At 71.3% G+C, this 23676-nt stretch carries 18 protein-coding genes and 2 pseudogenes; 3 read left to right on the top strand and 17 right to left on the bottom strand.

Annotated features, from left to right (window positions below; genetic code table 11):
• Nucleotides 1-34 precede the first annotated feature (34 nt).
• The 9 genes from ACZ4N5_RS06780 to ACZ4N5_RS06740 form a co-directional block, all read right to left on the bottom strand.
• A complete protein-coding gene (locus ACZ4N5_RS06780; RefSeq protein WP_467756037.1) occupies nucleotides 35-1057 on the bottom strand; it encodes a TIGR03842 family LLM class F420-dependent oxidoreductase in 1023 nt (340 codons plus the stop codon).
• A 19-nt stretch (nucleotides 1058-1076) separates the two neighbouring features.
• A complete protein-coding gene (gene hydA / locus ACZ4N5_RS06775; RefSeq protein ID WP_467756036.1) occupies nucleotides 1077-2477 on the bottom strand; it encodes a dihydropyrimidinase in 1401 nt (466 codons plus the stop codon).
• Nucleotides 2478-2698: 221 nt separating this feature from the next.
• The gene (locus ACZ4N5_RS06770; RefSeq protein ID WP_467756035.1) at nucleotides 2699-3541 is read right to left on the bottom strand and encodes a nitrilase-related carbon-nitrogen hydrolase; all 843 of its coding nucleotides are present in this window, start codon (nucleotides 3539-3541) and stop codon (nucleotides 2699-2701) included.
• A 237-nt stretch (nucleotides 3542-3778) separates the two neighbouring features.
• Nucleotides 3779-5335 carry a PucR family transcriptional regulator gene (locus ACZ4N5_RS06765; protein WP_467756034.1) on the bottom strand — a complete coding sequence of 519 codons (1557 nt, stop codon included), beginning with the start codon at nucleotides 5333-5335 and terminating at the stop codon, nucleotides 3779-3781.
• Nucleotides 5336-5486: 151 nt separating this feature from the next.
• Complete coding sequence (locus ACZ4N5_RS06760; protein WP_467756033.1) at nucleotides 5487-6770, bottom strand: aspartate aminotransferase family protein; 1284 nt, start codon at nucleotides 6768-6770, stop codon at nucleotides 5487-5489.
• A complete protein-coding gene (locus ACZ4N5_RS06755) occupies nucleotides 6767-7609 on the bottom strand; it encodes a nitrilase-related carbon-nitrogen hydrolase (RefSeq protein ID WP_467756032.1) in 843 nt (280 codons plus the stop codon). Before ACZ4N5_RS06755 ends, ACZ4N5_RS06760 begins: the two co-directional genes overlap by 4 nt.
• A gap of 298 nt (nucleotides 7610-7907) precedes the next feature.
• On the bottom strand, nucleotides 7908-9710 hold the full coding sequence (locus ACZ4N5_RS06750) for a hypothetical protein (RefSeq protein ID WP_467756031.1): 1803 nt from the start codon (nucleotides 9708-9710) through the stop codon (nucleotides 7908-7910).
• A 451-nt stretch (nucleotides 9711-10161) separates the two neighbouring features.
• Entirely contained in the window at nucleotides 10162-11097 is a 936-nt protein-coding gene (locus tag ACZ4N5_RS06745; protein ID WP_467756030.1) for an HAD family hydrolase, read from the bottom strand.
• Nucleotides 11098-11391: 294 nt separating this feature from the next.
• Nucleotides 11392-11646: a helix-turn-helix domain-containing protein gene (locus tag ACZ4N5_RS06740; protein ID WP_467756029.1), complete on the bottom strand. Its 255-nt coding sequence runs from the start codon at nucleotides 11644-11646 to the stop codon at nucleotides 11392-11394.
• A gap of 32 nt (nucleotides 11647-11678) precedes the next feature.
• Here ACZ4N5_RS06740 and map point away from each other — a divergent pair, with 32 nt between their 5' ends.
• Nucleotides 11679-12446 carry a type I methionyl aminopeptidase gene (map, locus tag ACZ4N5_RS06735; RefSeq protein WP_467756028.1) on the top strand — a complete coding sequence of 256 codons (768 nt, stop codon included), beginning with the start codon at nucleotides 11679-11681 and terminating at the stop codon, nucleotides 12444-12446.
• Nucleotides 12447-12527: 81 nt separating this feature from the next.
• Here the strand turns inward: map and ggt are convergent, their stop codons facing one another.
• Complete coding sequence (ggt, locus tag ACZ4N5_RS06730; protein WP_467756027.1) at nucleotides 12528-14345, bottom strand: gamma-glutamyltransferase; 1818 nt, start codon at nucleotides 14343-14345, stop codon at nucleotides 12528-12530.
• Between the two features lie 103 nt (nucleotides 14346-14448).
• Here ggt and ACZ4N5_RS06725 point away from each other — a divergent pair, with 103 nt between their 5' ends.
• Nucleotides 14449-15267 carry a hypothetical protein gene (locus ACZ4N5_RS06725; RefSeq protein WP_467756026.1) on the top strand — a complete coding sequence of 273 codons (819 nt, stop codon included), beginning with the start codon at nucleotides 14449-14451 and terminating at the stop codon, nucleotides 15265-15267.
• A gap of 237 nt (nucleotides 15268-15504) precedes the next feature.
• Nucleotides 15505-17079 (top strand): alpha/beta fold hydrolase, encoded by a 1575-nt coding sequence (locus tag ACZ4N5_RS06720; RefSeq protein WP_467756025.1) that lies wholly within the window; start codon nucleotides 15505-15507, stop codon nucleotides 17077-17079.
• Between the two features lie 48 nt (nucleotides 17080-17127).
• Here ACZ4N5_RS06720 and ACZ4N5_RS06715 read toward each other — a convergent pair.
• The 7 genes and pseudogenes from ACZ4N5_RS06715 to ACZ4N5_RS06685 form a co-directional block, all read right to left on the bottom strand.
• Nucleotides 17128-17373 (bottom strand): annotated as a pseudogene (locus tag ACZ4N5_RS06715) (amino acid ABC transporter permease); the annotation flags it as partial.
• Between the two features lie 245 nt (nucleotides 17374-17618).
• Nucleotides 17619-17756, bottom strand: a pseudogene (locus ACZ4N5_RS06710) (amino acid ABC transporter ATP-binding protein); the annotation flags it as partial.
• Nucleotides 17757-17920: 164 nt separating this feature from the next.
• Nucleotides 17921-18361 carry a DUF6278 family protein gene (locus ACZ4N5_RS06705; protein WP_355840209.1) on the bottom strand — a complete coding sequence of 147 codons (441 nt, stop codon included), beginning with the start codon at nucleotides 18359-18361 and terminating at the stop codon, nucleotides 17921-17923.
• A 334-nt stretch (nucleotides 18362-18695) separates the two neighbouring features.
• Complete coding sequence (locus tag ACZ4N5_RS06700; RefSeq protein ID WP_467756024.1) at nucleotides 18696-19475, bottom strand: exodeoxyribonuclease III; 780 nt, start codon at nucleotides 19473-19475, stop codon at nucleotides 18696-18698.
• 145 nt (nucleotides 19476-19620) lie between these two features.
• Complete coding sequence (locus ACZ4N5_RS06695; protein WP_467756023.1) at nucleotides 19621-20256, bottom strand: MBL fold metallo-hydrolase; 636 nt, start codon at nucleotides 20254-20256, stop codon at nucleotides 19621-19623.
• Nucleotides 20257-20331: 75 nt separating this feature from the next.
• Nucleotides 20332-21627, bottom strand: coding sequence for a bifunctional 3-oxoadipate enol-lactonase/4-carboxymuconolactone decarboxylase PcaDC (pcaDC, locus tag ACZ4N5_RS06690; RefSeq protein ID WP_467756022.1), 1296 nt, complete (start codon nucleotides 21625-21627; stop codon nucleotides 20332-20334).
• A gap of 250 nt (nucleotides 21628-21877) precedes the next feature.
• Complete coding sequence (locus ACZ4N5_RS06685) at nucleotides 21878-23521, bottom strand: SWIM zinc finger family protein (protein WP_467756021.1); 1644 nt, start codon at nucleotides 23519-23521, stop codon at nucleotides 21878-21880.
• Between the last annotated feature and the right edge of the window lie 155 nt (nucleotides 23522-23676).

Genomic DNA, 23676 nt, shown 5'->3' with positions numbered 1-23676 from the left:
GCGGGAAGGGGAGAATGAGGGGGTCGGCCTTCGGTTACTGCCCGTTGATGCCGGGGATGACCCGCGTTCCGTACGCGTCGATGGTGGCCTCCTGGGCGTCGTGCATGTCGTAGACCGCGAACTGGTCGACGCCCAGCTCGCGCAGCGCGTTCAGCTTCTCGATGTGCCGCTCGGCCGTGCCGATCAGACAGAACCGGTCGACGATCTCGTCGGGCACGAACGCCGTGTCGGGGTTGTCGGCCCGTCCGTGGTGGGAGTAGTCGTACCCCTCACGGGCCTTGATGTACTCGGTGAGTTCGTCGGGTACGGCGGCCGAGTGCTCGCCGTACTTGGACACCAGGTCGGCGACGTGGTTGCCCACCATGCCGCCGAACCACCGGCACTGCTCGCGGGCGTGGGCGAGCGCCTCGGGCGAGTCGTCCTCGGTGATGTACGCGGGCGCGGCCACGCAGATCTTCACCTCGGCGGGGTCGCGCCCGGCCCCGGCCGCCGCGTCCTTGACGGCCTTGACCATGTATTCGGTGAGGTAGAGGTCGGCGAGCTGGAGGATGAAGCCGTCGGCCTCCTCGCCGGTCATCTTGAGGGCCTTCGGACCGTACGCGGCCATCCAGACGGGCAGTTCGGCACCCGGCTTGACCCAGGGGAACTTGATGACCGTGCCGCCGAGGTCGGCCTCGTCACCCCGGCCGAGGGCGCGGATGACCTTCATCGCACCGCTTATCCGGGCGAGCGTGTTGGGCTTGCGCCCGGCGACGCGCATCGCCGAGTCGCCGCGCCCGATGCCGCACACCGTGCGGTTGCCGTACATGTCGTTGAGCGTCGCGAAGGTGGAGGCGGTGACCTCCCAGGTGCGGGTGCCCGGGTTGGTGACCATCGGGCCGACCGTCAGCTTCTCGGTGTTGGCGAGAATCTGACTGTAGATCACAAAGGGTTCCTGCCAGAGCACGGCCGAGTCGAAGGTCCAGCCGTACGTGAAGCCGTTGGCCTCGGCCCGCTTCATCAGGTCGATGACGCGGGAGGCCGGGGGGTCTGTCTGCAGGACGAGTCCGAAGTCCATTGGCGCCACTCCTGGTCGCTCAGAGAAGGTACTGACAGGTGGAACGGGGGGTGTAGACGCCGTGGCCCGCGCGTCCGGTGAACTCCCGCTCGGTGATGACCGGTTCGCCACGCGAGAGCACGGTCTCGACCCGTCCGGTGACGCGTTTGCCCTCGTACGCCGAGTAGTCGACGTTCATGTGATGGGTCTCGACCGACATGATCTGCTCGGCGTGCGGGTCGTAGATCACGACGTCGGCGTCGGCACCGGGCGCGATGGTGCCCTTCTTCGGGTACAGGCCGAACATCCGGGCCGGCGTGGCACAGGCGATCTCGATCCAGCGGCGCCGGGAGATGTGCCCGTCGACGACGGCCTGGTGGAGCAGGTCCATGCGGTTCTCGACGCCGGGAAGGCCGTTGGGGATCTTCGAGAAGTCGCCGCGGCCGAGTTCCTTCTGGCCTACGAAGCAGAACGGGCAGTGGTCGGTCGACACGACCTGGAGGTCGTTGGTTCGCAGGCCGCGCCACAGGGCCGCCTGGTGCTCCTTGGGCCGAAGGGGCGTACTGCACACGTACTTGGCGCCCTCGAAGTCCGGTTCCGCGAGGTTGTCGGTCGACAGGAACAGGTACTGGGGGCAGGTCTCGCCGAAGACGTTCAGGCCCTCGTCGCGCGCGCGGGCGATCTCGGCGACGGCCTCGGTGGCCGAGACGTGCACGACGTACAGCGGAGCACCCGCGACCTGGGCGAGCTTGATGGCGCGGTGGGTGGCCTCCGCCTCCAGGAGCGCCTTGCGCACCTCTCCGTGGTAGCGCGGGTCGGTCTCGCCGCGGGCCAGCGCCTGTTCGACGAGCACGTCGATCGCGATGCCGTTCTCGGCGTGCATCATGATGAGGCCGCCGTTCTCGGCGGAGCGCTGCATGGCGCGCAGGATCTGGCCGTCGTCGCTGTAGAAGACGCCCGGGTAGGCCATGAACTGCTTGAAGGAGGTGACGCCCTCCTCGACCAGCAGGTCCATCTCCTTGAGCGTCTCCTGGTTGACGTCGGAGACGATCATGTGGAAGGCGTAGTCGATGGCGCAGTTGCCGTCGGCCTTGGCGTTCCAGGCGTCGAGGCCCTCGCGCAGGGAGTGGCCGACGCTCTGGACGGCGAAGTCGATGATGGTGGTGGTGCCGCCCCAGGCGGCGGCCCGGGTGCCGGTCTCGAAGGTGTCGGAGGCGAAGGTGCCGCCGAAGGGCAGTTCCATGTGGGTGTGGGCGTCGACGCCGCCCGGGATGACGTACTTGCCGGTGGCGTCGATGGTGCGCTCGGCCGTCCACGACTCGGCCGCGGGCGTGCCCGTCGCGGCGAGGGCGGCGATCCGGCCGTCCTCGATCAGGACGTCGGCGTGGATCTCGTCGGACGCGGTGATGACGAGACCACCCCGGATGACGGTACGGCTCATGCTCCCTCTCCTTCCGGTCGTGCGTGCACTGAGGGGGTTGTGAGGCTGTCAGGGGCTGAGGTCGGCAATCCCGGTGGGGAAACTCGGGGGGGGCGGTTCGCGGGACGGCCCCCCGTGCCGACCGGCGTGCCACGGGTGGCTCCGGGCGCCGCCGTCCGGCGCCCGGAGCCGGACCGGGCCCGCGGCCCGGAAAGCCTCCGTGCTCGCGGCCCGGTGAGTCCCTAGGGCGCGGTCAGCGGTCCGTAGGTCCCCGGGGCGCGGTCGCGGTAGAACTGCCACCGGTCGCGGACCTCGCGGAGTCTGGCCATGTCCAGGTCGCGGACGACGAGTTCGGTCTCCTTGTCGCTCGCCACCTCGCCGACGAACTGCGCTTCGGGGTCCACGAAGTACGAGGTCCCGTAGAAGTCGTTGTCGCCGTACTCCTCGACGCCCACGCGGTTGATCGCGCCCACGAAGTACTCGTTGGCGACGGCCGCGGCCGGCTGCTCCAACTGCCAGAGGTAGCCGGACAGACCACGTGAGGTCGCCGACGGGTTGAAGACGATCTCGGCACCCGCGAGGCCGAGCGCCCGCCAGCCTTCCGGGAAGTGCCGGTCGTAGCAGATGTAGACGCCGATCCGGCCGACGGCGGTGTCGAAGACGGGCCAGCCGGAGTTTCCGGGACGGAAGTAGAACTTCTCCCAGAATCCGGGGACTTGGGGAATGTGGGTCTTGCGGTACTTGCCCAGGTAGGAGCCGTCGGCGTCGATCACGGCCGCGGTGTTGTACAGGACGCCGGGCTGTTCCTCCTCGTACATCGGCAGGACGAGGACGAGGCCCAGTTCCTTTGCAAGCGCCTGGAAGCGCCGCACGATCGGGCCTTCGGGGATCTGCTCGGCGTACGCGTAGAACTCCTTGTCCTGGACCTGGCAGAAGTAGGGTCCGTAGAACAGCTCCTGGAAGCACAGGACCTGCGCGCCCTGCGCGGCCGCGTCGCGGGCCGCCTGCTCGTGGACCTGGATCATCGATTCCTTGTCGCCGGTCCATGCGGTCTGGAAGACGGCGGCGCGGATCACTCTGCTCATCGGGACCTCCGGTCGCTCGGTGTGCGAGGAGCCTAGAAAGCCCGGACCGGGTCTTTGAGTTGCACCGTGTCACGTCCGAAGTGCTGTGCCGTTCCACGGTGTCACCTCCGCGTTGTCCCGTGTTTCAGCTGAGTCGTCGTGTGTTTCACCGTGGTTGCGCGCCGGGTTGTCACCGTTGCCGTGCATCGGGCTTCCCGTCGGTCCGCAGGGGACTTCACCGTTGTCGTACATCGAGCTTCACCGTTGTTGTGCGTCGTGCGCGAGCAGGGCGATGTGGACGGACGCGGCCTGTTCGAAGTCGTCGAGGTCGACACCGAGGCGCGCCTGTATGGCCTCCAGACGGCGGTAGAGCGCGGGCCGGCTGACGTGGTGGAGCTGGGCGGTGCGCGACTTGTTGCGGCCGGTGGCGAGATAGGTCCGCAGCACGGGCAGCAGCCGCGGGTCCGCCCGAGGCCCGCAGAGCAGCCCGTCGAGTTCCCGTTCCGCGAAGGACTGGACGTGCGGGTCGTCCCGGAGCAGCCGGACGAGGCCGCGCAGATGGACGTCACGCAGCCGCACCAGTGCGGGTTGGTCCTGGTCGGCGGGTGTATCGGCGGCGGCCTCGGCGACGTGCAGGGCTTCGCGCAGGCCGGCGGGGACGTCGTCCCAGGCGGTGCGCGGGCCGGCGGCGGCCACGGTGGTGGGGGCGCCGGTCTCGTGCCGCAGCCGTACCGCGAAGTGCGCGGCCAGGGCGTCCGCGTCCTGGTCCCGGGCGAGGCTGAGCAGCAGGGCGGTGGCCCCGTCGGACAGTTCGGCGACCAGCCCCGGCAGCCCCAGCAGCCTTAGTACGCGATCGAGTTGGGCGGGATCGCCGTTCCGTACCACCAGGGGTACGAACGTGCGGCGGTTGACGGGCAGTCCGGCGGCCCGCGCTCGGGGAAGGAGCTGGCGGGCCGGTACGACACCGCTCACCAGGTCGGTCAGCAGGCCCTGCGCGGACTCCTCCTCCCAGGTGTGGGCGGAGCCGCCGAGCATGCGGTGCAGGACCAGGGCTTCGGCGGCACGGTCGGCGAGCAGCCGACCGGTCGCCGCGTCGCCCCGGTGGCCGCACAGCACGATGCGGCCCCATCTCTCGCCCCGTCCGCCGAGCTCCGCGCGGATCCATCCGTCGCCCTCGCTGCCGCCCGCCTGCCGGGCGATGCGGTCCCAGTCTCGCAACACGTCGTCGACGGCGGAGCGTTCACCGGCGGTGGCGAGCACCCGGTGGGCGAGGTTGGTGACGACGACGGGACAGGCCGCGTGCACGGCGATCTCGTCGAGCATGCGCTGAAGCGGGGCACCGGTGGTGATGAGCCCGGTGAGCGCCGTGCGTACGGCCTCGGAGAGGCTCACGGCCGCGAACTTGCTCCGCACCAGCCGGGACTGCACCTCCTCCGTCAACTCGGCGAAGGGGAAGGGCCGGTGGAGCACCACCATGGGAAGTCCGCAGCGTTCGGCGGCCCGGCGCATCACGTCCGGGGGTGCGGGGAAGGCCCGGCCCAGTCCGAGGACGACGGCCGCGGCCTCGGCACGGTGCAGCGAGCGGATGTACTCGGCCTGGGCGTCGGGGTTGCCCGCGAGCAGCACCCCTGTGGTGAGGACCATTTCGCCGCCGCTGAGCATGACCCCCACGTCGGCGGCCTCGGCGACGTGCACCCAGCGGACGGACCGGTCGAGGTGGCCGGCGCCGGCCACCACCTCGGGCTCTCCGGCGAGCACCCGGTCCAGGGCGAGGACCTGGCGTACCGACAGCGCGGGTTCCAAGGCGGTGGTCATGGCGGCGTTCCCCTTTATCTGTGGCTCGGTTCGCCTCCGGAGCGCTGCGGCCGTCGTCGAGATTCGACGCGTACCCGCCCTTCGGGTCTTCGCGCGCCGGGTCTTCGACCCCGTCCGCCCCTTCGGCTCACCCGCCCTTGCTCACGAACTGTTACTGGGCCCGCCTCAGGGCGCGTTCCAGGATCGCCGCGCCCTCCTCCGCCTCCGCGACGGTGAGGGAGAGCGGCGGTGCGATGCGCAGCACGCTGGTGTCGTGAGCGCCGCCCTTGCCGATCAACAGGCCTTCCTCGCGGGCCGCTTCGAGTACAGCCGCGGCTGCTTGGGGGTTCGCCCGGTCGGTGCCGGGCTCGACCAGTTCGACGCCGATCATCAGTCCGCGCCCACGCACCTCGCGTACGCCGTCGAACTGCGCGGTGACCGCGCGGAGCCGTTCGATGAGCAGTCCGCCGACGCGCCGGGCGTTGCCCTGGAGGTCGTGTTCGAGGAGGTAGGAGAGGTTCGCCAGCCCCGCCGCCATCGTGACCGGTGAACCGCCGAAGGTCGAGATGGAGTTGGAGTCGAGGCAGTTCATGATCTCGGCGCGGGCGACGACGCCGCCGATGGACATGCCGTTGCCGATGCCCTTGGCGAAGGTGAGCATGTCGGGCGGTCCGGAGGCGGCGTGGGCCTGCCAGCCCCAGAAGTGCTCGCCGGTGCGGCCCCAGCCCGTCTGCACCTCGTCGGAGATCCAGAGGATGCCGTGCTGCTGGAGGACCTCGCGGAAGGCCGCGTACAGACCGTCGGGCGGCGCGGTGAAGCCGCCGACGCCCTGGACGGGTTCGGCGATCAGCGCTGCGGGCGGGCGGACATGGCCGAGCAGGTCCTTGAGGTCGTCGACGCAGGCGTCGATGAACGCGTCGTCGCCGAGGTCGGCGTAGGGTCCGCGGGTGCGGACACCGCCGTGCACGTACAGCGTCTGGAGCGGCGACAGGGCGGTGGGCGACCAGCCCTTGTTGCCGGTGATCCCGACCGCGCTGAACGAGCGGCCGTGGTAGCTGTTGCGCATGGCCAGGATCTGGTTGCTCCGCCGGTGGGCGGTGGCGAGCAGCAGGGCGGTGTCGTTGGCCTCCGTGCCGGAGGTGGTGAAGAAGACGCGGGCGTCGGGGATGCCCGACAAATGGGCGATGCGCTCGGCGAGTTCGACCATCGGCCGGTTGAGGTAGAGCGTCGAGGAGTGGATGATCCGGCCGGCCTGCTCACTGACCGCCTTCGTCACCTCGGGCAGGGCATGAGCGGTCATCGTGGTGAGGATGCCGCCGAAGAAGTCGAGGTACTTGTTGCCCTTGGCGTCCCAGACGTGGCGGCCCTCGCCGTGGGTGATCTCGATCGGGTCCTCGTAGTAGAGGGCGAGCCAGTCGGGCATGACGGCCTGGTGGCGGGTGTACAGGTCGGTCATGGCTGCACCAGCCCTTCGTAGGCGTCGGGGCGCCGGTCGCGGTAGAACGCCCACTGCTGGCGTACTTCCTCGATGAGGTCGAAGTCCAGGTCGCGGACGATGAGTTCCTCGGCCTTGTCGCTCGCCGTCTCGCCGACGAACTGTCCGCGCGGGTCGACGAAGTACGAGGTTCCGTAGAAGTCGTTGTCGCCGTACTCCTCCTGCCCGACCCGGTTGATCGCGGCGATGAAGTACTCGTTGGCGACGGCCGCGGCGGGCTGTTCCAGCTGCCAGAGGTGGGCGGAGAGGCCGCGGGAGGTGGCGGAGGGGTTGTACACGAGCTGGGCGCCGTTCAGGCCGAGCTGCCGCCAGCCTTCGGGGAAGTGCCGGTCGTAGCAGATGTAGACGCCGACCCGGCCGACGGCCGTGTCGAAGACGGGCCAGCCGAGGTTGCCGGGCTTGAAGTAGTACTTCTCCCAGAAGCCCTTCACCTGCGGGATGTGGTGCTTGCGGTACTTGCCGAGGTAGGTGCCGTCCGCGTCGATCACGGCCGCGGTGTTGAAGTAGAAACCGGACTGCTCGACCTCGAACACGGGTACGACGATCACCATGCCGGTCTCGCGCGCGAGCTCCCTCATACGGGTGACGGTGGGCCCGTCGGGGACCGGCTCGGCCCAGCTGTAGTGCTCCGGCTCCTGGACCTGGCAGAAGTAGGGGGCGTTGAAGACTTCCTGGAATCCGATGACCTTGGCACCCTGCCGGGCCGCCTCGCGGGCGTGTTCCTCGTGCTTGGCGACCATGGATGCGGTGTCGCCGGTCCAGGTGGCCTGGACCAGGGCGGCACGTACGACGTTGGCCATGAGCTGCTCCTTCGACGGGACGTCAGAGAGCCTCTACGCCCGTAGACAAAGGCTGTAGAGGCTCGAAAGTAAGCCCCCCGGACAGCCTTGCCAAGACCATCGTCGTTAACCCGCTGAGTCGATCACGTTTCTGACCCCCACGGGTGAGTGACGTGGCCGGTGGGGCCGGACGGTGCGGCCGATCGGAGGACCGGGCGGTCATCGGCACTCGCGCGCGCACCGCCCTCCGGGAGCGCGGGCGCGCGCGGGGACGGGGGCGGGGCGGCCGGGTGGCGTGGCCGTCTCGCCGGGCGGACGGTCACGCCGTGAAGCCCGCGACGCGCAAGGCATGGACCAGGTCCCACTGGCATTCGTCGGACACGCTCCGGGCCGCCTGCAGGAGCAGCGGTACGAGGCGCTGCGGGTCCCTCTCGACGCTGCGGGCGGCCTCCTCCGGGGTGCGTACGCGCACGTACGCGTCGAGGAGGGCGCCGATCTCGCGTGCACGGCCCTCGTCGGCGAGGCCGAGCACGGCGGCCCCGATCTCGGGCGCGGGCCGGGTGACGCCCTGGCGCAGCATCTGCCGGCCGTCGGCGGTACGGCCGGCGGTGGTGAGCGCGTCGGCCGCGGCGACCAGCCGGTCGGCGGGCAGCGAGGCCGCCTCCCAAAGGAGGGTGGCCCAGTCCGCGTCGAGGCCGGCCTGCTGGAGTTCGGCGGCGAGCAGGGGGAAACGTGCGGGGGGCCAGTACGCCGCTTCGACGAGCAGAGCGTGCGCCTCGCCGCTTCGGCCCTCGCTCCGCAGCCGCGTGAGGGTCCTCACGGTCTCCGCGGTGAGCTGTCGCGTGCCCTCGTCCTGCGACTCCGTCTCCGGCTTCGTCCGCGGGCGGGCGGGTTCCTCGGCGGCCCCCGCGAAGCGGGCGCCGCGGGGCGTACGCCTGTCCGGCGCGGGCGGGGCCGGCGACACCGGTGCCGTCGCCGGTACGGCCGCGGGCGCCGCGTCCGGCGCGGTCATCCCGGCGAAGCGGGCGCTGCCCCGGGGGCGCGGCGCACGCCTGCCCTGCGCGGGCGGGGCGGGCGCCACCGGCGCCGTCTCCGGTACGGCCATGGGCGCCGACTCCGGCGCCGTCATCCCGGCGAAGCGGGCGCTGCCCCGGGGGCGGAGCTTGGAGCGTTGCTCCGGGGCGGGAGGCGCTGGGTGCTCCGGGGGAGGCGCGGGACGCTCAGGGGTGGGCCGGGTGCGGTCGGCGTGTCCGGAAGGCGCATAGGCGTCTTCAGGGCGCGCGGTCGGGTCGTACGCATGCCCTTGCCGCTGTAATACGCCGGGCGCGCCCCCGGGGCCGCCACCTTCACGCCCTGCGTACGGCTCCTCGCGCCCGGCATGCGTGGCGTACGCGTCCGCGTCGGAGCGTACGCCGGGAGTTCCCGCCTCCGGGCCGCGCCGGGCGCCTCCCGTTTCGGACGGGTTCCCTCCGGTCGGGTCCCATTCGGGCAGGTCCCCCTTGGGCAGATCTCCTTCGGAGGGGTCCGCCCAGCTCTCCGGCTGCCGCGTCCATGCGCCGTCCCCGGTGGCGGGGGCAGGAAAGCTCAGCGCGCCCTGCGCGCGGGTGCGCAGGGCGCGGCGGTCGACGTCGTTCATACGCTGGCGCAGTTCGGTGCAGCGGGCCGTGGCGCGTTCGTGATCGTCCTGAGCCCAGGCAAGGTCCAGGTGGATCGCCTCGGCCTCTTCCCGGGAGGCGGCCGAGGGGAGCAGCCTGCTCAGTTCGCCCTGGCGTTCGGCGGCGTAGCGCTGTTCGCGGAGCATGACGTCGAGGCGGTCGCCGAGGGCGTCCCGGCCGCCCGGACGGGCGTCGTACGCCGCCAGCGAGGCGCGGTGCAGGGCGCGGGCCCGTTCGGTCTCCTGAGCGGCGGCACGCTCCCCGTACTGCGCGACGACGTCCTGGAGAAGCGCTTCCACGACGTCCCAGGGCGGCACCTCCCAGCCCTCCAGGCACGCCCGCATGCCGTCGGGGTCGCGTTGAAAGAAGACTCCGCACCAACCGCCGCCGCGGTCGAGTCGGTCCACCAGCCCGTTCAGGTACCTGGCGAACTCCAGTACCTGTCCCGGGAGTTGTTCTACAGCCATCACCCAACTCCCCGCCCGACGTGAGTGCTCCGACCCGATAGAAAACACCAGCCGTGTTACGGATCGACTACGGGGAGTTTTCGGCACGGACGCAGAGCCCTCAGCGCTGGACACCTCGTCGCACTCCCGTACGAGCACGCCGAATGCCGCGAGGCCTCACGCCCCTCCCCCGTCCCCGTGTCGAAGACGAGCCATCACGCCACCGCGCGCCCAGCCGGTCCGGCACTGCGGGACCGGCGCCCGACACGCGGGAGCCGATGCCCGGCACGCGCGAGGACCGCCGCTCCGGCGGGAGTTCGGGCCGGGGGGCTCGTACGCGCGGGAGCGGCCGGACGCACGGCGCAAGACGCGGGCCTTCGCGCATGCCGAGCATCCGCGCGAACCCCCACCGGGAGCTCCCACCCGAACTCCCGCCGGAGCAGCGGACGCAGCGGCGGACGTTGCGGCGACCTCAGACGCGGCACGCCTCCCCCGCGGCCCCGCGGGGCAGGACGAGCCGGATGAGGGCGGCGACACCTTCGTCGTCATTGCTGGGCAGCACGATGTCGGCTGCTCGCAGGGTGTCCTCGTGGGCGTTGGCGACGGCGGCGGCGAGCCCGGCCGCGCGCAGCATGGGGATGTCGTTGGGCATGTCACCGACGGCGGCGGTGTGTTCCGGCGGGAGTCCGCGCCGCTCGGCGAGCAGCCGCAGCGCCTCCCCCTTGTCGACGCCGGGGGCGGACAGTTCGAGGAAGTCGCCGGTGGACCTGGTGATCACCGCGCGGTCACCGACGACCGCGGCGAGCACGGCGGCCAGTTCGTCCACGAGCAGCATCGGGTGGGCGGCGAGGATCTTGACCACCGGGTCGGCGTCCACCGGCGCGGAGACGCCCTCCGGCGTCATGTGACACCAGGGGTTCGGCACCAGCCGCACGAAGGCCGTCTCCAGCCGGAGCCCGGACACGGAGTCGACCCCGACGGCGACCCCGGGCACCGCGTCCCGTACCTCGCGCAGGATCTCCGCCGCGTCGCCGGGGCCGAACCCCTGGCAGTCCAGCAGCCGCCCCGACGCGATGTCGACGGTCACCGCGCCGTTGCTGCACACCACGGGCCCCGTGAGCCCGTAGCGCCGGGCCAGGTCCAAGGTGTCCCGGACGGGCCGTCCGGTCACCCCCACCACCGCGACACCGGCCCGCGCCGCCTCCGCGAGCGTGCTCAGGGTGCGCTCGCGGATGACGCCGGCCGAGTCGAGCAGGGTGCCGTCGAGGTCGGTGCAGACGAGCCGGACGACCGGTCGTGCGCGGCGCCCGCGCCCGGCCGTGGGTTCCGTACGGGTGGAAAGCCGCGTCTCGCCCAGAGGCGGCTCCTGCGAAGTCGCCACGCCGGAGCGGGCGTTGGTGTTCGACATGGCCGGAGGTTAATGACTACGCGCGTAGACGACAAGGGAATATTCCATGAATTCAACAATCTCTTGATCACGCACGACCACCGGCGCCCGATACGGCACGCGCGACCCCCACTCACACCCCCTGGCACCCGGTGCGGGCGCGGGTGCCGGCACCCGCGCCCGCACCGACCGAACCGCCCCGACCGGGCGCGATCGCGCGGGGAGCGCGGTGAGCACAGTGAGCGCGGTGAGCGCAGTGACCGACAGAGACAGCCGACCGGCAGGAACGGTCGACCGCGACAACCGGGGGGACCGTCAGACCACGGGCACCAACGCGCACCGCACGACGAGGTCGTCCATCGAGATGCCGAGGACCCGCGCCAGCGCCGCGACCGTGAAGAAGGCCGGCGTGGGCGCCCGCCCGGTCTCGATCTTGCGCAGCGTCTCCGCGGAGATCCCGGCCACCCCCGCGACGTCCGCCATGCTGCGGCCTGCACGGGCCTCGCGCAGCAACCGGCCGAGCCGCTCGCCGCGTTCGCGCTCTTCGGGGGTCAGGGGGTTTCGCACCATGACCCCATTCTAATACCGGTATAGTAATTGGCATGGTGGAACTGAAGACGGACACATCGATCGACGAGATGTACGCGGCCGGCCAGGTCGTGGGCAAGGCACTCACGGCGGTACGGGAGGCGGCCGGCGTGGGTGTCTCCCTGCTGGAGCTGGACGAGGTGGCGCACCAGGTCCTGCGTGACGCGGGCGCGACCTCGCCCTTCCTCGGTTATCGCCCCTCCTTCGCGCCCACGCCCTTCCCCGCGGTCATCTGCGCCTCAGTGAACGAGGCGATCGTGCACGGCATCCCGACGAAGCACCGGCTGCGCGACGGCGACCTGGTCTCCATCGACTTCGGCGCCGAACTGGGCGGCTGGGTGGGCGACTCGGCGATCAGCTTCATCGTCGGCAAGCCGCGCGCAGCCGACGTGCGACTCGTGGAGACCGCCGAGCGGGCGCTGGCCGCGGGTATCGAGGCGGCCGTCGTCGGCAACCGCATCGGGGACATCGCGCACGCCGTCGGCACGGTGTGCCGCGCGGCGGGGTACGGAATCCCGGACGGCTTCGGCGGGCACGGGGTGGGCCGCCGGATGCACGAGGACCCGCCGGTCCCGAACGAGGGCCGACCGGGCCGCGGACTGCCACTGCGGCACGGCATGGTCCTCGCCATCGAGCCCATGCTCATCGGCGGCGGCACGGACGGCTACCACGCGGCCCCCGACGGCTGGACCCTGCGCACCGACGACGGCTCCCGAGCGGCCCACGCGGAGCACACGGTGGCCATCACGGACTCGGGCCCTCGCATCCTGACGGCGCGCTGACCGCTCGGGCGTCGACTGCCGCGGGGCGGAAGGGCGTTCCTGCCCCGCGGCACGACCGCTACGGCGTGGGCCGCACGACCGCTAGTGCGTGGGCCGCACGACCATGGCCGATCCTCCGCCCCGCCGGACCGTCTCCGCCGCGGCCAGCCACTTGCCGTTCGCGAGGCGCTGGACGCCCGTTGCCGCGCCGATCTCCGGGTTCACCTTGAAGGAGTGGCCGATGGCTTCGAGCTGCGCCCTCAACGGGCTGTCGTACAGGCCGGGTTCGAGCTCGGTCTGGGCGGCGTTGCGCTGGCTGGCGCGTGGCGTGGCGATCGCGTCGACCAGCGGGAGACCCCGGTCGACGAACTCGGTCAGTGTCTGCAGAACGGTCGTGATGATGCTCGCGCCGCCCGGCGAACCGAGCGCCACGACCGGCTTGTTGTACCGGTCGAGCACGATGGTCGGCGAGATCGACGAGCGCGGGCGCTTGCCCGGACCCGGCAGATTGGGGTCGTGCACGGCCGGGTTGGCCGGCGCGAAGGAGAAGTCCGTCAGCTCGTTGTTGAGGAGGAAGCCGCGTCCAGGGACGGTGATGCCGCTGCCGCCGGTCTGCTCGATCGTCAGCGTGTAGGCGACGACGTTGCCCCACTTGTCGGCCACCGTCAGGTGGGTCGTGTTCTCGCCCTCGTACGTCGTCGGGGCGGCCGTCCCGGCGGCGGCACAGGCGGTGGGACTGCTCGGGTCGCCCGGCGCGAGCGGGCTCGTCAGCACCGCGTCGTCCTTGATGAGGCAGGCTCGACCGTCCGCGTACTTCTGCGAGAGCAGGCCCTTGGTGGGTACGTCCTCGAAGGCCGGGTCGCCCACCCAGCGACCCCGGTCCGCGAACGCGATCCGGCTCGCCTCGATGTAGTGGTGCAAGTACTGCGCCTCGCTCGCCTTCGAGAGGTCCGTCTTCTCCAGGATGTTGAGCGCTTCGCCGACGGTCGTGCCGCCGGAGGAGGAGGGGGCGATCGAGTACACGTTCAGACCGCGGTACGAGGTCCTGGTGGGCGCCTGGCGCTTCGCCTCGTACGCCGCGAGGTCCTTCAGGGACAGCTTGCCGGGGCGGGCGTTGTAGCCGGACGCCGGGTCCACGGGCGGCTTGTCGACGGTGTCGACGATCTCCCGGCCGAGGTCGCCGTCGTAGACCGCCCCGGTGCCCTTCCTGCCCAGTTCCTCGTACGTACGCGCCAGATCGGGGTTCTTGAAGGTCGATCCGACGACCGGCAGCGAGCCGCCGGGCAGGAAGAGCTTCGCGGTGTCGGGGAAGTTCTTGAAGCGGTCCTGGTTCAACTCGGTCTGCGAGCGGAAGGTCGCGTCGACCGTGAACCCTGCGCGGGCGATGCGCTCGGCCGGTTTCAGGACGCTGCCCAGGCGTTCGCTGCCCCAGGTGTCCAGGGCTGTCTGCCAGGTCGCGGGCGTGCCCGGTGTGCCCACGCTCAGGCCGCTGGTGACGGCGTCCGCGAAGGCGAGCGGCTTGCCGTTCTCCAGGAACAGCCCGGAGTCGGCGGTCAGGGGTGCCGTCTCACGTCCGTCGATCGTGTGCACCGTTCGGGACTTGGCGTCGTAGTAGACGAAGTAGCCACCCCCGCCGATGCCGGACGAATAGGGCTCGGTGACGCCGAGGGCCGCCGCCGTGGCGACGGCCGCGTCGACGGCGTTGCCGCCCTTCTTCAGCACCTCGATGCCGGCGGCGGACGCGTCCGCGTCGACGCTCGCGACGGCGCCTCCGTAGCCGACCGCGACGGGCACCTTCGCGACGGGCGTTCTCGCGACCGTGCCCGCGGCCGGTGACCCGGGTGGCGCCGCCGCACCGACCAGCACCGTCGCGGCCGAAACCGCCAAGACCGTCAGATTCCGCGCAAGAGGGCGTCGCATCCGTACCTCCAGTCAACAGCCGTCTGCGCAGCGTAACTTCACCGCCGTGCCCGCGTCAGGCCCCCTCGAACACCGTTCCGTGGGCCCGCTAGCATGCGCGCACATGACTGACGACGTGCGCAACATCGTCCTCGGCGTCCTGGCGGCCGGCATCAGTGCCGCGCTCGGCTGGCTCGCCCGCACCTATCTGTGGCGGCGCAAGCTCCGCCGCAAGCAGGCGTTCTTCGGGCTGCCCGACAACTCCGAGTCGCTGCTGGTGGTGAACCGCGAGGCGGGCGGCCCCGAGCTCACGGTGATGCGCCACGACGTGTTCGCACTCCTCGAACTGTCCGCACTGATCAAGGACTGCGGCGCGCACGCCCAGGTCATCGCGCACGACGCGACCCAGCAGGGTTTCGGCGAGCGGACGGAGTTCTGTGTGGGCGGGCCGGCGTCGAACCGGCGCATGGCCGCGCATCTGCACTCCCTGCTGCCCGGCATACATGTCAACGTCGACTCCGAACCGGGGCCCGACCGGGGCGCCTTCCAGATCGGCAGCGACCACTACCGCCTGGAGTCGGGCAAGGCCGAGTACGTGATCCTCGCCCGGCTCACCGCGGGCCAGAGCCGTGACGTGAGACCGGTCTTCCTCTTCTGCGGCCAGCGCGCGATCACCAACCAGGCGGCGACCCGCTATCTCGCCCGCAATCACACGCGCCTGGCCCGCAAGCACGGCGGCAGCAGCTTCGTCCTGCTCCTGAAGGTCGTGAACTCCCAGGCGTACGGCCCCGATGTCGTCGAAGTCGTCGCGGACGTCACCCGCACCGCCCAGACCCCGCTGCCGACGCCACCGGCACCGGACCCGGACCCGGCATCGGACCCCAAGCCGGACGAGGCGTCCGCGGCGAAACCGGCCACGCCTCGGCCGCGCCGGCGTACATGACGTCTGGCGTCCCCGCCCACCGGCACGCCCCTGACCACCAGCTCGCCCTTCGCCTTGCCCGCAGGACACCGACACTTTCCGGCTGTCCGCGCGTGCGCCCGCCGGCGAAGCCCCGACCGCTGGAAATGAACACTTCAACAATCGTTACTCGCACGTAACTTACCGACGGGTTACTTCAAGTAAGCGGCCGAGGTTACCGTCGGGTCACCTTGCACTGACCAAGTGAGGAGTGACCCGTTGGGAAACGGTCGCAACGCCCTGCGCACATCCGCCGTCGGTGCCGTCTCCGCGACACTGATCGCCGCCGCGGGCCTGGGCCTGGCACCCGCCGCCCAGGCCGCCGACAGCATCAACGCCGTCCGCTTCGTCGACATCTCCGGTGACGGCGGCACAACCCTCAAGGCCAACGTCGTCACCCCCGCGGAAGCCGACGGCACCCGCGCCTACCCGCTCATCGTGCTGCCCACGAGCTGGGGCCTGCCGCAGGTCGAGTACCTCGCACAAGCCCAGAAGCTGGCGAACTCCGGCTATGTGGTGGTCAGTTACAACGTCCGCGGCTTCTGGCAGTCGGGCGGGGAGATCGACGTCGCGGGCCCCCACGACACCGCCGACGTGTCCAAGGTGATCGACTGGGCGCTCGCCAACACCTCTGCCGATCCACGGAAGGTCGGCGTGGCGGGCGTCTCGTACGGCGCCGGAATCAGCCTGCTCGCCGCCGCGCACGACAAGCGCATCAAGGCGGTCGCCGCCCTGAGCGGCTGGGGGGACCTGACCGAGTCCATCTACTCCGGCCGTACCGAACACGTCCAGGCGGCCGCCCTGTTGGACGGCGTCGGAAACATCGTCGGCCGTCCCAGCGCCGAGACCCAGCAGGTGTTCAAGGACTTCTTCGCCTCGAACCTGTCGAAGGAGCAGGATCTGATCGACTGGGGGAAGAAACGTTCTCCCGAGACCTACGTCGATCAGCTCAACAAGAACGGCGCCGCCGTCTTCATGGCCAACGCCTGGGGCGACACGATCTTCTCGGCCAACCAGTACACGAAGTTCTACGAGGAGCTGACCGGGCCCAAGCGGCTGGAGCTCCGCCCCGGCGACCACGTCACAGCCGAGCTGACCGGCCTGTTCGGGCTCCCCAACGACGTGTGGACCGACACCGGCCGCTGGTTCGACCACTATCTGGCGGGCGAGAGGAACGGCGTCGAGCGCGAGCAGCCGGTGCAGCTCAAGTCCCGCTCCACGGGCGGCTACGAGGGCTACCCGGACTGGAAATCGGTCGGCGCCACCACAATGAAGTTCGCCCTGGAGGGCACCACCAGGATCCACACGAACGTCGACTCGGGCGCGGACGGCGGGGTCATCTTCCTGTCCAGCATCCTCGACCAGCTCACGCGGATTCCGCCGATGGCCGCGATCCCGCTGCTGCCGCGCTACTGGGCCGCGGTGTGGCAGTCGGAGCGGTACGCGAGCGCCCAGCACATACGGGGCAGCGTCAGGCTGCACACCACGGTCACCGGCACCAAGGAGAGCGGCACCCTCGTCGCCTACCTCTACGACGTGGGCCCGCTCGGCCTCGGCAAGCTGGTCAGCAACGCGCCGTACACCTTCCACGGGCAGACGCCCGGCGAGCCGTTCGGTGTGGACCTGGACTTGTTCTCCACGGCCTACGACGTCCCGGCAGGGCATCGTCTCGCCCTGGTCGTCGACACGGTCGACCCGCTCTACATCGAGCACAACCCGTCCGGCGCGCAGCTGACCTTCTCCTCGCCGGAGCACGACCCGTCCTATGTGTCGGTGCCCCTGCGCGAGCAGTGATCTCCGGCTGCCGCCGGCCGGGCCTGGCCCTTTGAGCTGCTGCTCCCCCTACAGTCTCGGGGCTGTGGGGGGTACCCCACCCGGCAGCAGCGTCCCTGGTTCGGCCGGAGCCACGTCCACGGCCTCGGTCTCGGGACTGCGCCGCTCCCACCCGATCGCCCACAGGGCGAACCAGGAGAGCGGCACACACATCCCGATGCAGATCGGCGCGATCACCGTCACCACGGGGATGAACGGCAAATCGTAGTCGAGGATCGACGCGATCAGCTTCCCAGCACCGAGGAAGTCTTCGTAGGCGAAGGGCGCGGGCCCTTGCCGCATCCCCGGTGCCAGGAGAATCACCACCGCCGGTACGGGCATGAGTTGGTGCTTCCGGGCGGCGGGGCTCGGCGCGTTGTCCACGCGCGGGACGCGATCGCCGTACGGCCGGGCCGCTTCGCCGCCGGCGGTGAGGAGTACGCGACCGCACGCCCACGGACGGGCCCGTCGGTCCGAATGCCGATTCCCTTGCCTCACTCGGCAGTTGAGGATCTGTTCGCCGATGTACCGGACCCCGGCGGGCCCGTGATCACGACCACCTCTCCCTTGCCGACGGTGAGGTTGACGTCCTGCAGAACATGCAGCTCCCCGAAGTACTTGTTGACGTCGTGCAGCTCGATCAACGGATCGACGGCCATTCCGGTCCTGCCCACTCGCAGCTGTGTCGGTCAGCGCAAACTATCGGCGTAAATCGGCACATAACGGGCGACACGCACGCGGGGCAATTAACCGTATTTGCGGCTGGATGACGAGCGGATCACGACACTCCGGGCGATCCCCCGGATGCCGCTCCGGGCACGCCTCAGGCCTCCGCGGCCTCGGCGTACATCTGGGACAGCTCAGGGACGCCCTGCACGGCCCAGTCGAGACCGGCCTCGACGACCGGGATCTCGCGGCCCGAGGGGAGACGGACCGCGGGACTGCCGCCGGGCCAGACGTGCCAGGCGGCACCCGGCACCGTGCGCACCACGACCGTGCCGAGATAGAGGCCCGCGTCGTTGCCGAGCCAGGGCAGCGCCTCGGGGTCGTCGCGCCACAACGGCAGGAGCTGGTCGAGCGCCACCAACGAGGCCGGGGAGTCGTCCAGTTCGAGGCCGACGGCCGCCGCCTGGGAGCGGAGCAGTTCGCATTCCGAGAGCAGCTCGGCCACACCCGCCGGATCGTCCTCGAAGGCAACGGCGAGGGGCTGGTCCCGGCGCACCGGCTGCCGCTTGAGCCACTTGTCCAAGAAGGAAATGTTCATGACCGGCCTCTCCGTGGGTGCGGTCGCCGAGGCTCCGCGTTCCCGGCATGTGAACAAAATGTAGCTTGCGGCAGTTGATCACGGAAACAGGCGAATTGTGACGCCCATCGGACCGCCTCCTGGTCTCACCACTCTCCTTCCCCGACGGGACGAGGCGCACCCTTGTCATGACCGGTTGCGTCCGGGGCAGTTCGCGATCACACGGTGAGCCGCGTTCGATGTCCCCAGGGACGTGCGTGAGCCGCGGCTCAGCGGCCGCTGAGCCGCGGGCGGTCGGGGAGCTCCAAGGGTGCCGCCGGGGCCAGGTGTTCAGTGATCGCCGGTGGGGCCGTTCCTAGACGTCCAGGTCCACGACGACCGGTGCGTGGTCCGAGGCGCCCTTGCCCTTGCGTTCCTCGCGGTCGACGTACGCGTCCTTGACCGCCGTCGAGAACGCTTCGTTGCCGTAGACGAGGTCGATGCGCATGCCGCGGTTCTTCGGGAAGCAGAGCTGGCGGTAGTCCCAGTACGTGAACGGGTGCTCGTACTTGAGGGGGCGCGGGACCACGTCCGTCAGGCCCTCCTCGCGCAGGGCGGCCAGTGCGGCGCGCTCGGCCGGAGTCACATGGGTCAGGCCGTCGAAAGCGGCCACGTCGTAGACGTCGTCGTCCGTGGGTGCCACGTTGTAGTCGCCCAGCACCGCGAACGGCCGACTGCCCGCCGCGTCGCGCGCCACCGCGGCTCGCAGGGCCTCCAACCACTGGAGCTTGTACGCGTAGTGGGCGTGATCCACCTCGCGGCCGTTCGGCACGTACACCGACCAGACGCGGACCGGGCCGCAGGTCGCGGAGACGGCCCGGGGTTCCTCCGCACCCTCGTATCCGGGGCCGCCGGGGAGGCCCTTGACCACGTCCTCCAGGCCGACCCGGGAGATCACCGCCACGCCGTTCCACCGTCCCGTGGCGTGCACGGCCGCCTCGTAACCCAGCTCGCGCAGCTGTTCGGTCGGGAACTGCTCGGCGGCGACCTTGGCCTCCTGGAGGCACAGCACGTCCGTGCCGCTGCTCTCCAGCCAGGCCAGCAGCCTCGGGAGGCGGGCGGTGATCGAGTTCACGTTCCAGGTGGCGATGCGCATGCCTCACAACCTACCGGGCGGGTATGACAACGGGTCCGCCGAAGACACCCGGTCCACCCCTTCGCCGCCGGGTCGGCCCGGCCAGGGCGAGAGGGTCGATCTTGAGGTGCCCGGCGGGAGCTCCACGGGTCGCCGCACGACCGGCTCAGATCTCCGCCGACGCTCCCGGCGTGAGCCGCAGGTGTTCCGAGCCGCCGAGGGCCCCGATCTGGCGGTCGTAGATCGGCCGGGCGAGGTCCGTGAGCAGGGCGTCGTGGATGTCGTACGCGCGTTGCGGCTTGACCTCGCGGACGTACTCGATGACCTCGGAGATCTTGTTCCAGGGGGCCATGACCGGCAGCATCAGCGTCTCGACCGGCTGGTCGGGGACGGTGAGGGCGTCGCCGGGGTGGAAGACCCGGCCGCCGTCGACGAGATAGCCGACGTTGGTGATGCGCGGGATGTCCGGGTGGATCACGGCGTGCAGTTCGCCGTGCACCTGGACGTCGAAGCCGGCGGCGCCGAACGTGTCGCCGTGGCCGACGGTGTGAACCCGGCCGGGGAAGGCGGCGGAGATCTTCTCCGCCACCGACCGCAGTGTCCAGATCTCGGCCGCCGGGTTGGCCTCCATGGCCACCCGCAGCCGCTCCTCGTCGAAATGGTCGGGGTGCTCGTGCGTGACGAGGAGGGCGTCCGCGCCCAGGGCGGCGTCCTCCTCGCTGAAACCCCCGGGATCGATGACGAGCGTGCGCCCGTCCTTTTCGAGACGGACGCAGGCGTGCGACTTCTTCGTGAGCTTCATGAGTCCATCCTGCCCCCGCACCCGCGCGGAGGCGCACTGCTTCGGAGGCACACCACTGTGGACGACTCCGCCCGCTCACTCCTGGGGTGTCGTCTCCTCACGGATGATCTTCTGCGCCACTCGGAAAGCGCTGTTCGCCGCCGGAACGCCGCAGTAGACGGCCGTCTGCAGCAGCACCTCCTTGATCTCCACCGGGGTGAGACCGTTGCGCAGCGCGGCACGGGTGTGGACGGCGAGCTCGTCGAGGTGGCCGCCCGCGACCAGGGCGGTGAGCGTGACACAGCTGCGCGAGCGCCGGTCGAGGCCCGGCCGGTCCCAGATCTCGCCCCACGCGTATCGGGTGATGAACTCCTGGAAGTCCCCGGAGAACTCGTCCGCCGAGGCCATCGCCCGGTCGACATGCGCGTCTCCCAGCACCTCGCGGCGCACCTTGATGCCGACCTCGAAGGCATCCGCCCTCCCCATGATCTCGGGCGGTGCGGGGGCCGGGGCGATCTCGGCGAAGGGCGCGACCGGCGACGGGGCGGCCTGCACGGGGTAGGTCGGTGCCGCCGGGATCGCCATCTGGCCGGTGGACGAGTCGAAGGCGGGCTGCCAGGCGCCGGAGAAGTGCCGTACGAGCAGATCCGTGACGGCGGCGGGCTGTTCCACGGGAACCAGGTGCGAGGCACCGGGGACGACCGCGAGGCGGGCGTCCGGTATCCCGGCGACCAGTGTGCGCGCCTCCGCGGGCCCGGTGACCTGGTCGTCGGAGCCGGCCAGGACGAGGGTGGGCACCCCCACCATGCCCAGTTCGGCCCGCACGTCGAAGGCGGCGAGCGCCTCGCAGGCCGCGATGTAGCAGCCGGGGTCGGTGGTGCGCACCATCTGCACGGCCCACTCGGTGATCGCGGGCTGGGCCGCGGCGAAGCCGCCCGTGAACCAGCGTTCGGGTGAGGTACGGGCGATCGGGTCGAGGCCGTTGGTCCTCACGATCACTCCGCGCTGCCGGAACTCGTCGGCCGTGCCGAAGCGGGGCGAGGCGGCGATCAGCGCGAGGGAGGCGACCCGCTCCGGACGGCGCAGCGCCAGCTCGATCCCGAGGGCTCCGCCGAACGCGCAGCCCGCGTACCCGAAACGCTGGATGCCGAGCCGGTCGAGCGTGGCGAGGAGCCGCCCGGCGAGTTCGGCCACCGATCCGGCCGGGTAGGCGGGGGCTCCGCCGTGTCCCGGCAGGTCGAAACGGAAGACCCGCCAGCTCCTCGCGAGCTCCGGGACCTGCCTGTCCCACATGTGCCAGGTGGTGCCGAGCGAGGGTCCGAGTATGAGGACCGGGGCATCTTCCGGGCCGTCGATGCGGTACTGGAGGGCGGGGGTCTTCGTCTCACTCACCGCCACACGCTAACTTCCGACCCCGTGCGGGCGGAAATGCGGCCCATTCGTCCACGTCGCCCACACGGGGTCGCCACATGTTTCCACGCCGTGGTCGGACCGCTCGCGGCTGATCCGCCGGACCCGCTCGGCACGGCTCGGAAATCACGGCCCGGCCCCGGAATCACGGCCCGGCCCCGGAATCACGGCCCGGCCCCGGAGTCACGGCCCGGCCCCGGAATCACGGCCCGGCCCGGGAATCCGGTCCGCGTCAGAACTCGCCCGGTGCGCCGAGGCCCGTCAGGGCACCGACCGGGTCGAGGTCGGGGGTGCCGCGGGGCCACCAGTCGTCGTGGCCCGGCTCGGACTCGTAGGCGTACCACAGGCCGTTGCGGCCGAGGCGCAACTGGGCGTGGCCGCGCGGGTGGGTGAGGTGGTTGCGCCACGGGCGGAAGGCCGGGAAGTCGGCGGCCGTCAGCAACGGCCGGGCCCGGTCGAACCGGCCCGCCGGGGGGTCCCAGGGTTCTTCGAGCACGCTGAGCGCCTCGAACCCGCCCTGCCGCCAGGCCGCGACCGCCCGTGCCAGATCGGCCGGGGTACGGCCGGTCGCGGAGGCGAGCGAGGAGTACAGGGCGCGGGTGGCGGCCGTGAGACCCGATCCGGGGCGGGCCGCGGCGATGCGCACCGCGTCCTGCCAGAGCGTCAGGTCCGCTACGGGATCGCGGCCCGAGGTGAGCAGTGCGTGCGCGCGGGCGGCCGCGTCCGTGGCCAGCTGGTCCAGCGCGAACGGGTCGGGGCCGCCCGGCGCTGCCGGGTAGGTCGGCGGCTGCTCGGGATGCGCGGGCGGCGGCAGCGGAGCCGGGAGGGGTGGCAGCACGCGTCGCACGAGGGCGTCGCGTGCGCGTACGCCGGGCAGCGGCGCCGGTTCCCGCTCCTGGGCGGCGCGGGCCGCGCGGGCGGCGTTGCGCCGCGACAGCGCATCGAGCAGCTCGCGCTCGCCACGGCCGCGCAACAGGAACAATACGAAGGGGTCCTGGTCCAGCAGCCGCGCCATCTGGTAGCAGAGCGCGGCCGCGTGCTTGCAGGGGTGCCCGAAGTCGGGGCAGCTGCAGTGCGGTTCGAGTTCGCCGGGGCCGGGGAGCAGTTCGACACCGCAGTCCGCCAGCGACTTGGGCATCTCCTTGTCGAGCAGCGCGGCGATGTGTCCGGGCCGCTCCGCCGCGGCGTCGAGAAAACGGTCCCAGTCGTCGTCGGACAGGGTCCGCACCCTGACCTGGACGCGGTACGGCCGCGGCCGGCTCCCGTGCACATACGCGAGCACCAGACCCGGGGTGACGGTGATGGCGTCGACGTACCCCTGGCCGGCATACGTCCGCCCACGCGCCAGGCGCGCCGCGTCCAAGGCCCCTTCCTCCAAGGCCGTGACCCACGCGTTGCCCCACCATGTCTCCGCGAACCCACCGGTCTCCCGAACCCGCGCGGGGAAGGCGGGGAAGGTACGGCGCAACTCGCCGTCCCGGCCGGGGGATGCCATGGAGCGAGGGAGCCGCTCGGCGGGGAGGGATGTGACCGGCTCGCCGGTGGTGTCGGTCGGATCGAGGGCGCCGGGTGGCGGGTACGGGGCGGCCCCGGCGTCGAGAGACCCCGGGGTGAAGGTCCCGGACGTGAAGGACTTGGGCGTGAAGGGAGCAGGGTCGAGAGAGCCGGGTGTGAAGGGCTCGGGGGCCGCCGGTGTCTCCCGCTCGGGCACAGGGTCCGCGGGTTGGCCGTGGTCCCGGTCGCGCGTCGCCTCGCCGGTGTCGTCGGCGGGATGCGTCGGGTGCCCGGTGATGGCGGCCACGTCGGGAGGCAACTGGAAAGCACCCGCGAGCAGTTCGCGCAGTTCCCGCTCCCGGGATGCCCGCTCCGTGTTCACGGGGTGCACGGGACTCCGTCGCCCCCGGGAGCCGGCAGGTGACGTCCTGGCGGACCGACGCCTAGGGCCAACTCCCTTGCCATCAGGCTCTGTCGTCCGCTTCCCGCTGTCGTCCGCGCTTTCGGAGCGAAGCCGCCTCGCCTCGTCCCGCGCGG

This window comes from Streptomyces sp. NPDC026500 (assembly GCF_055567635.1).
This window is presented reverse-complemented; position numbering and strand designations above follow the sequence as displayed.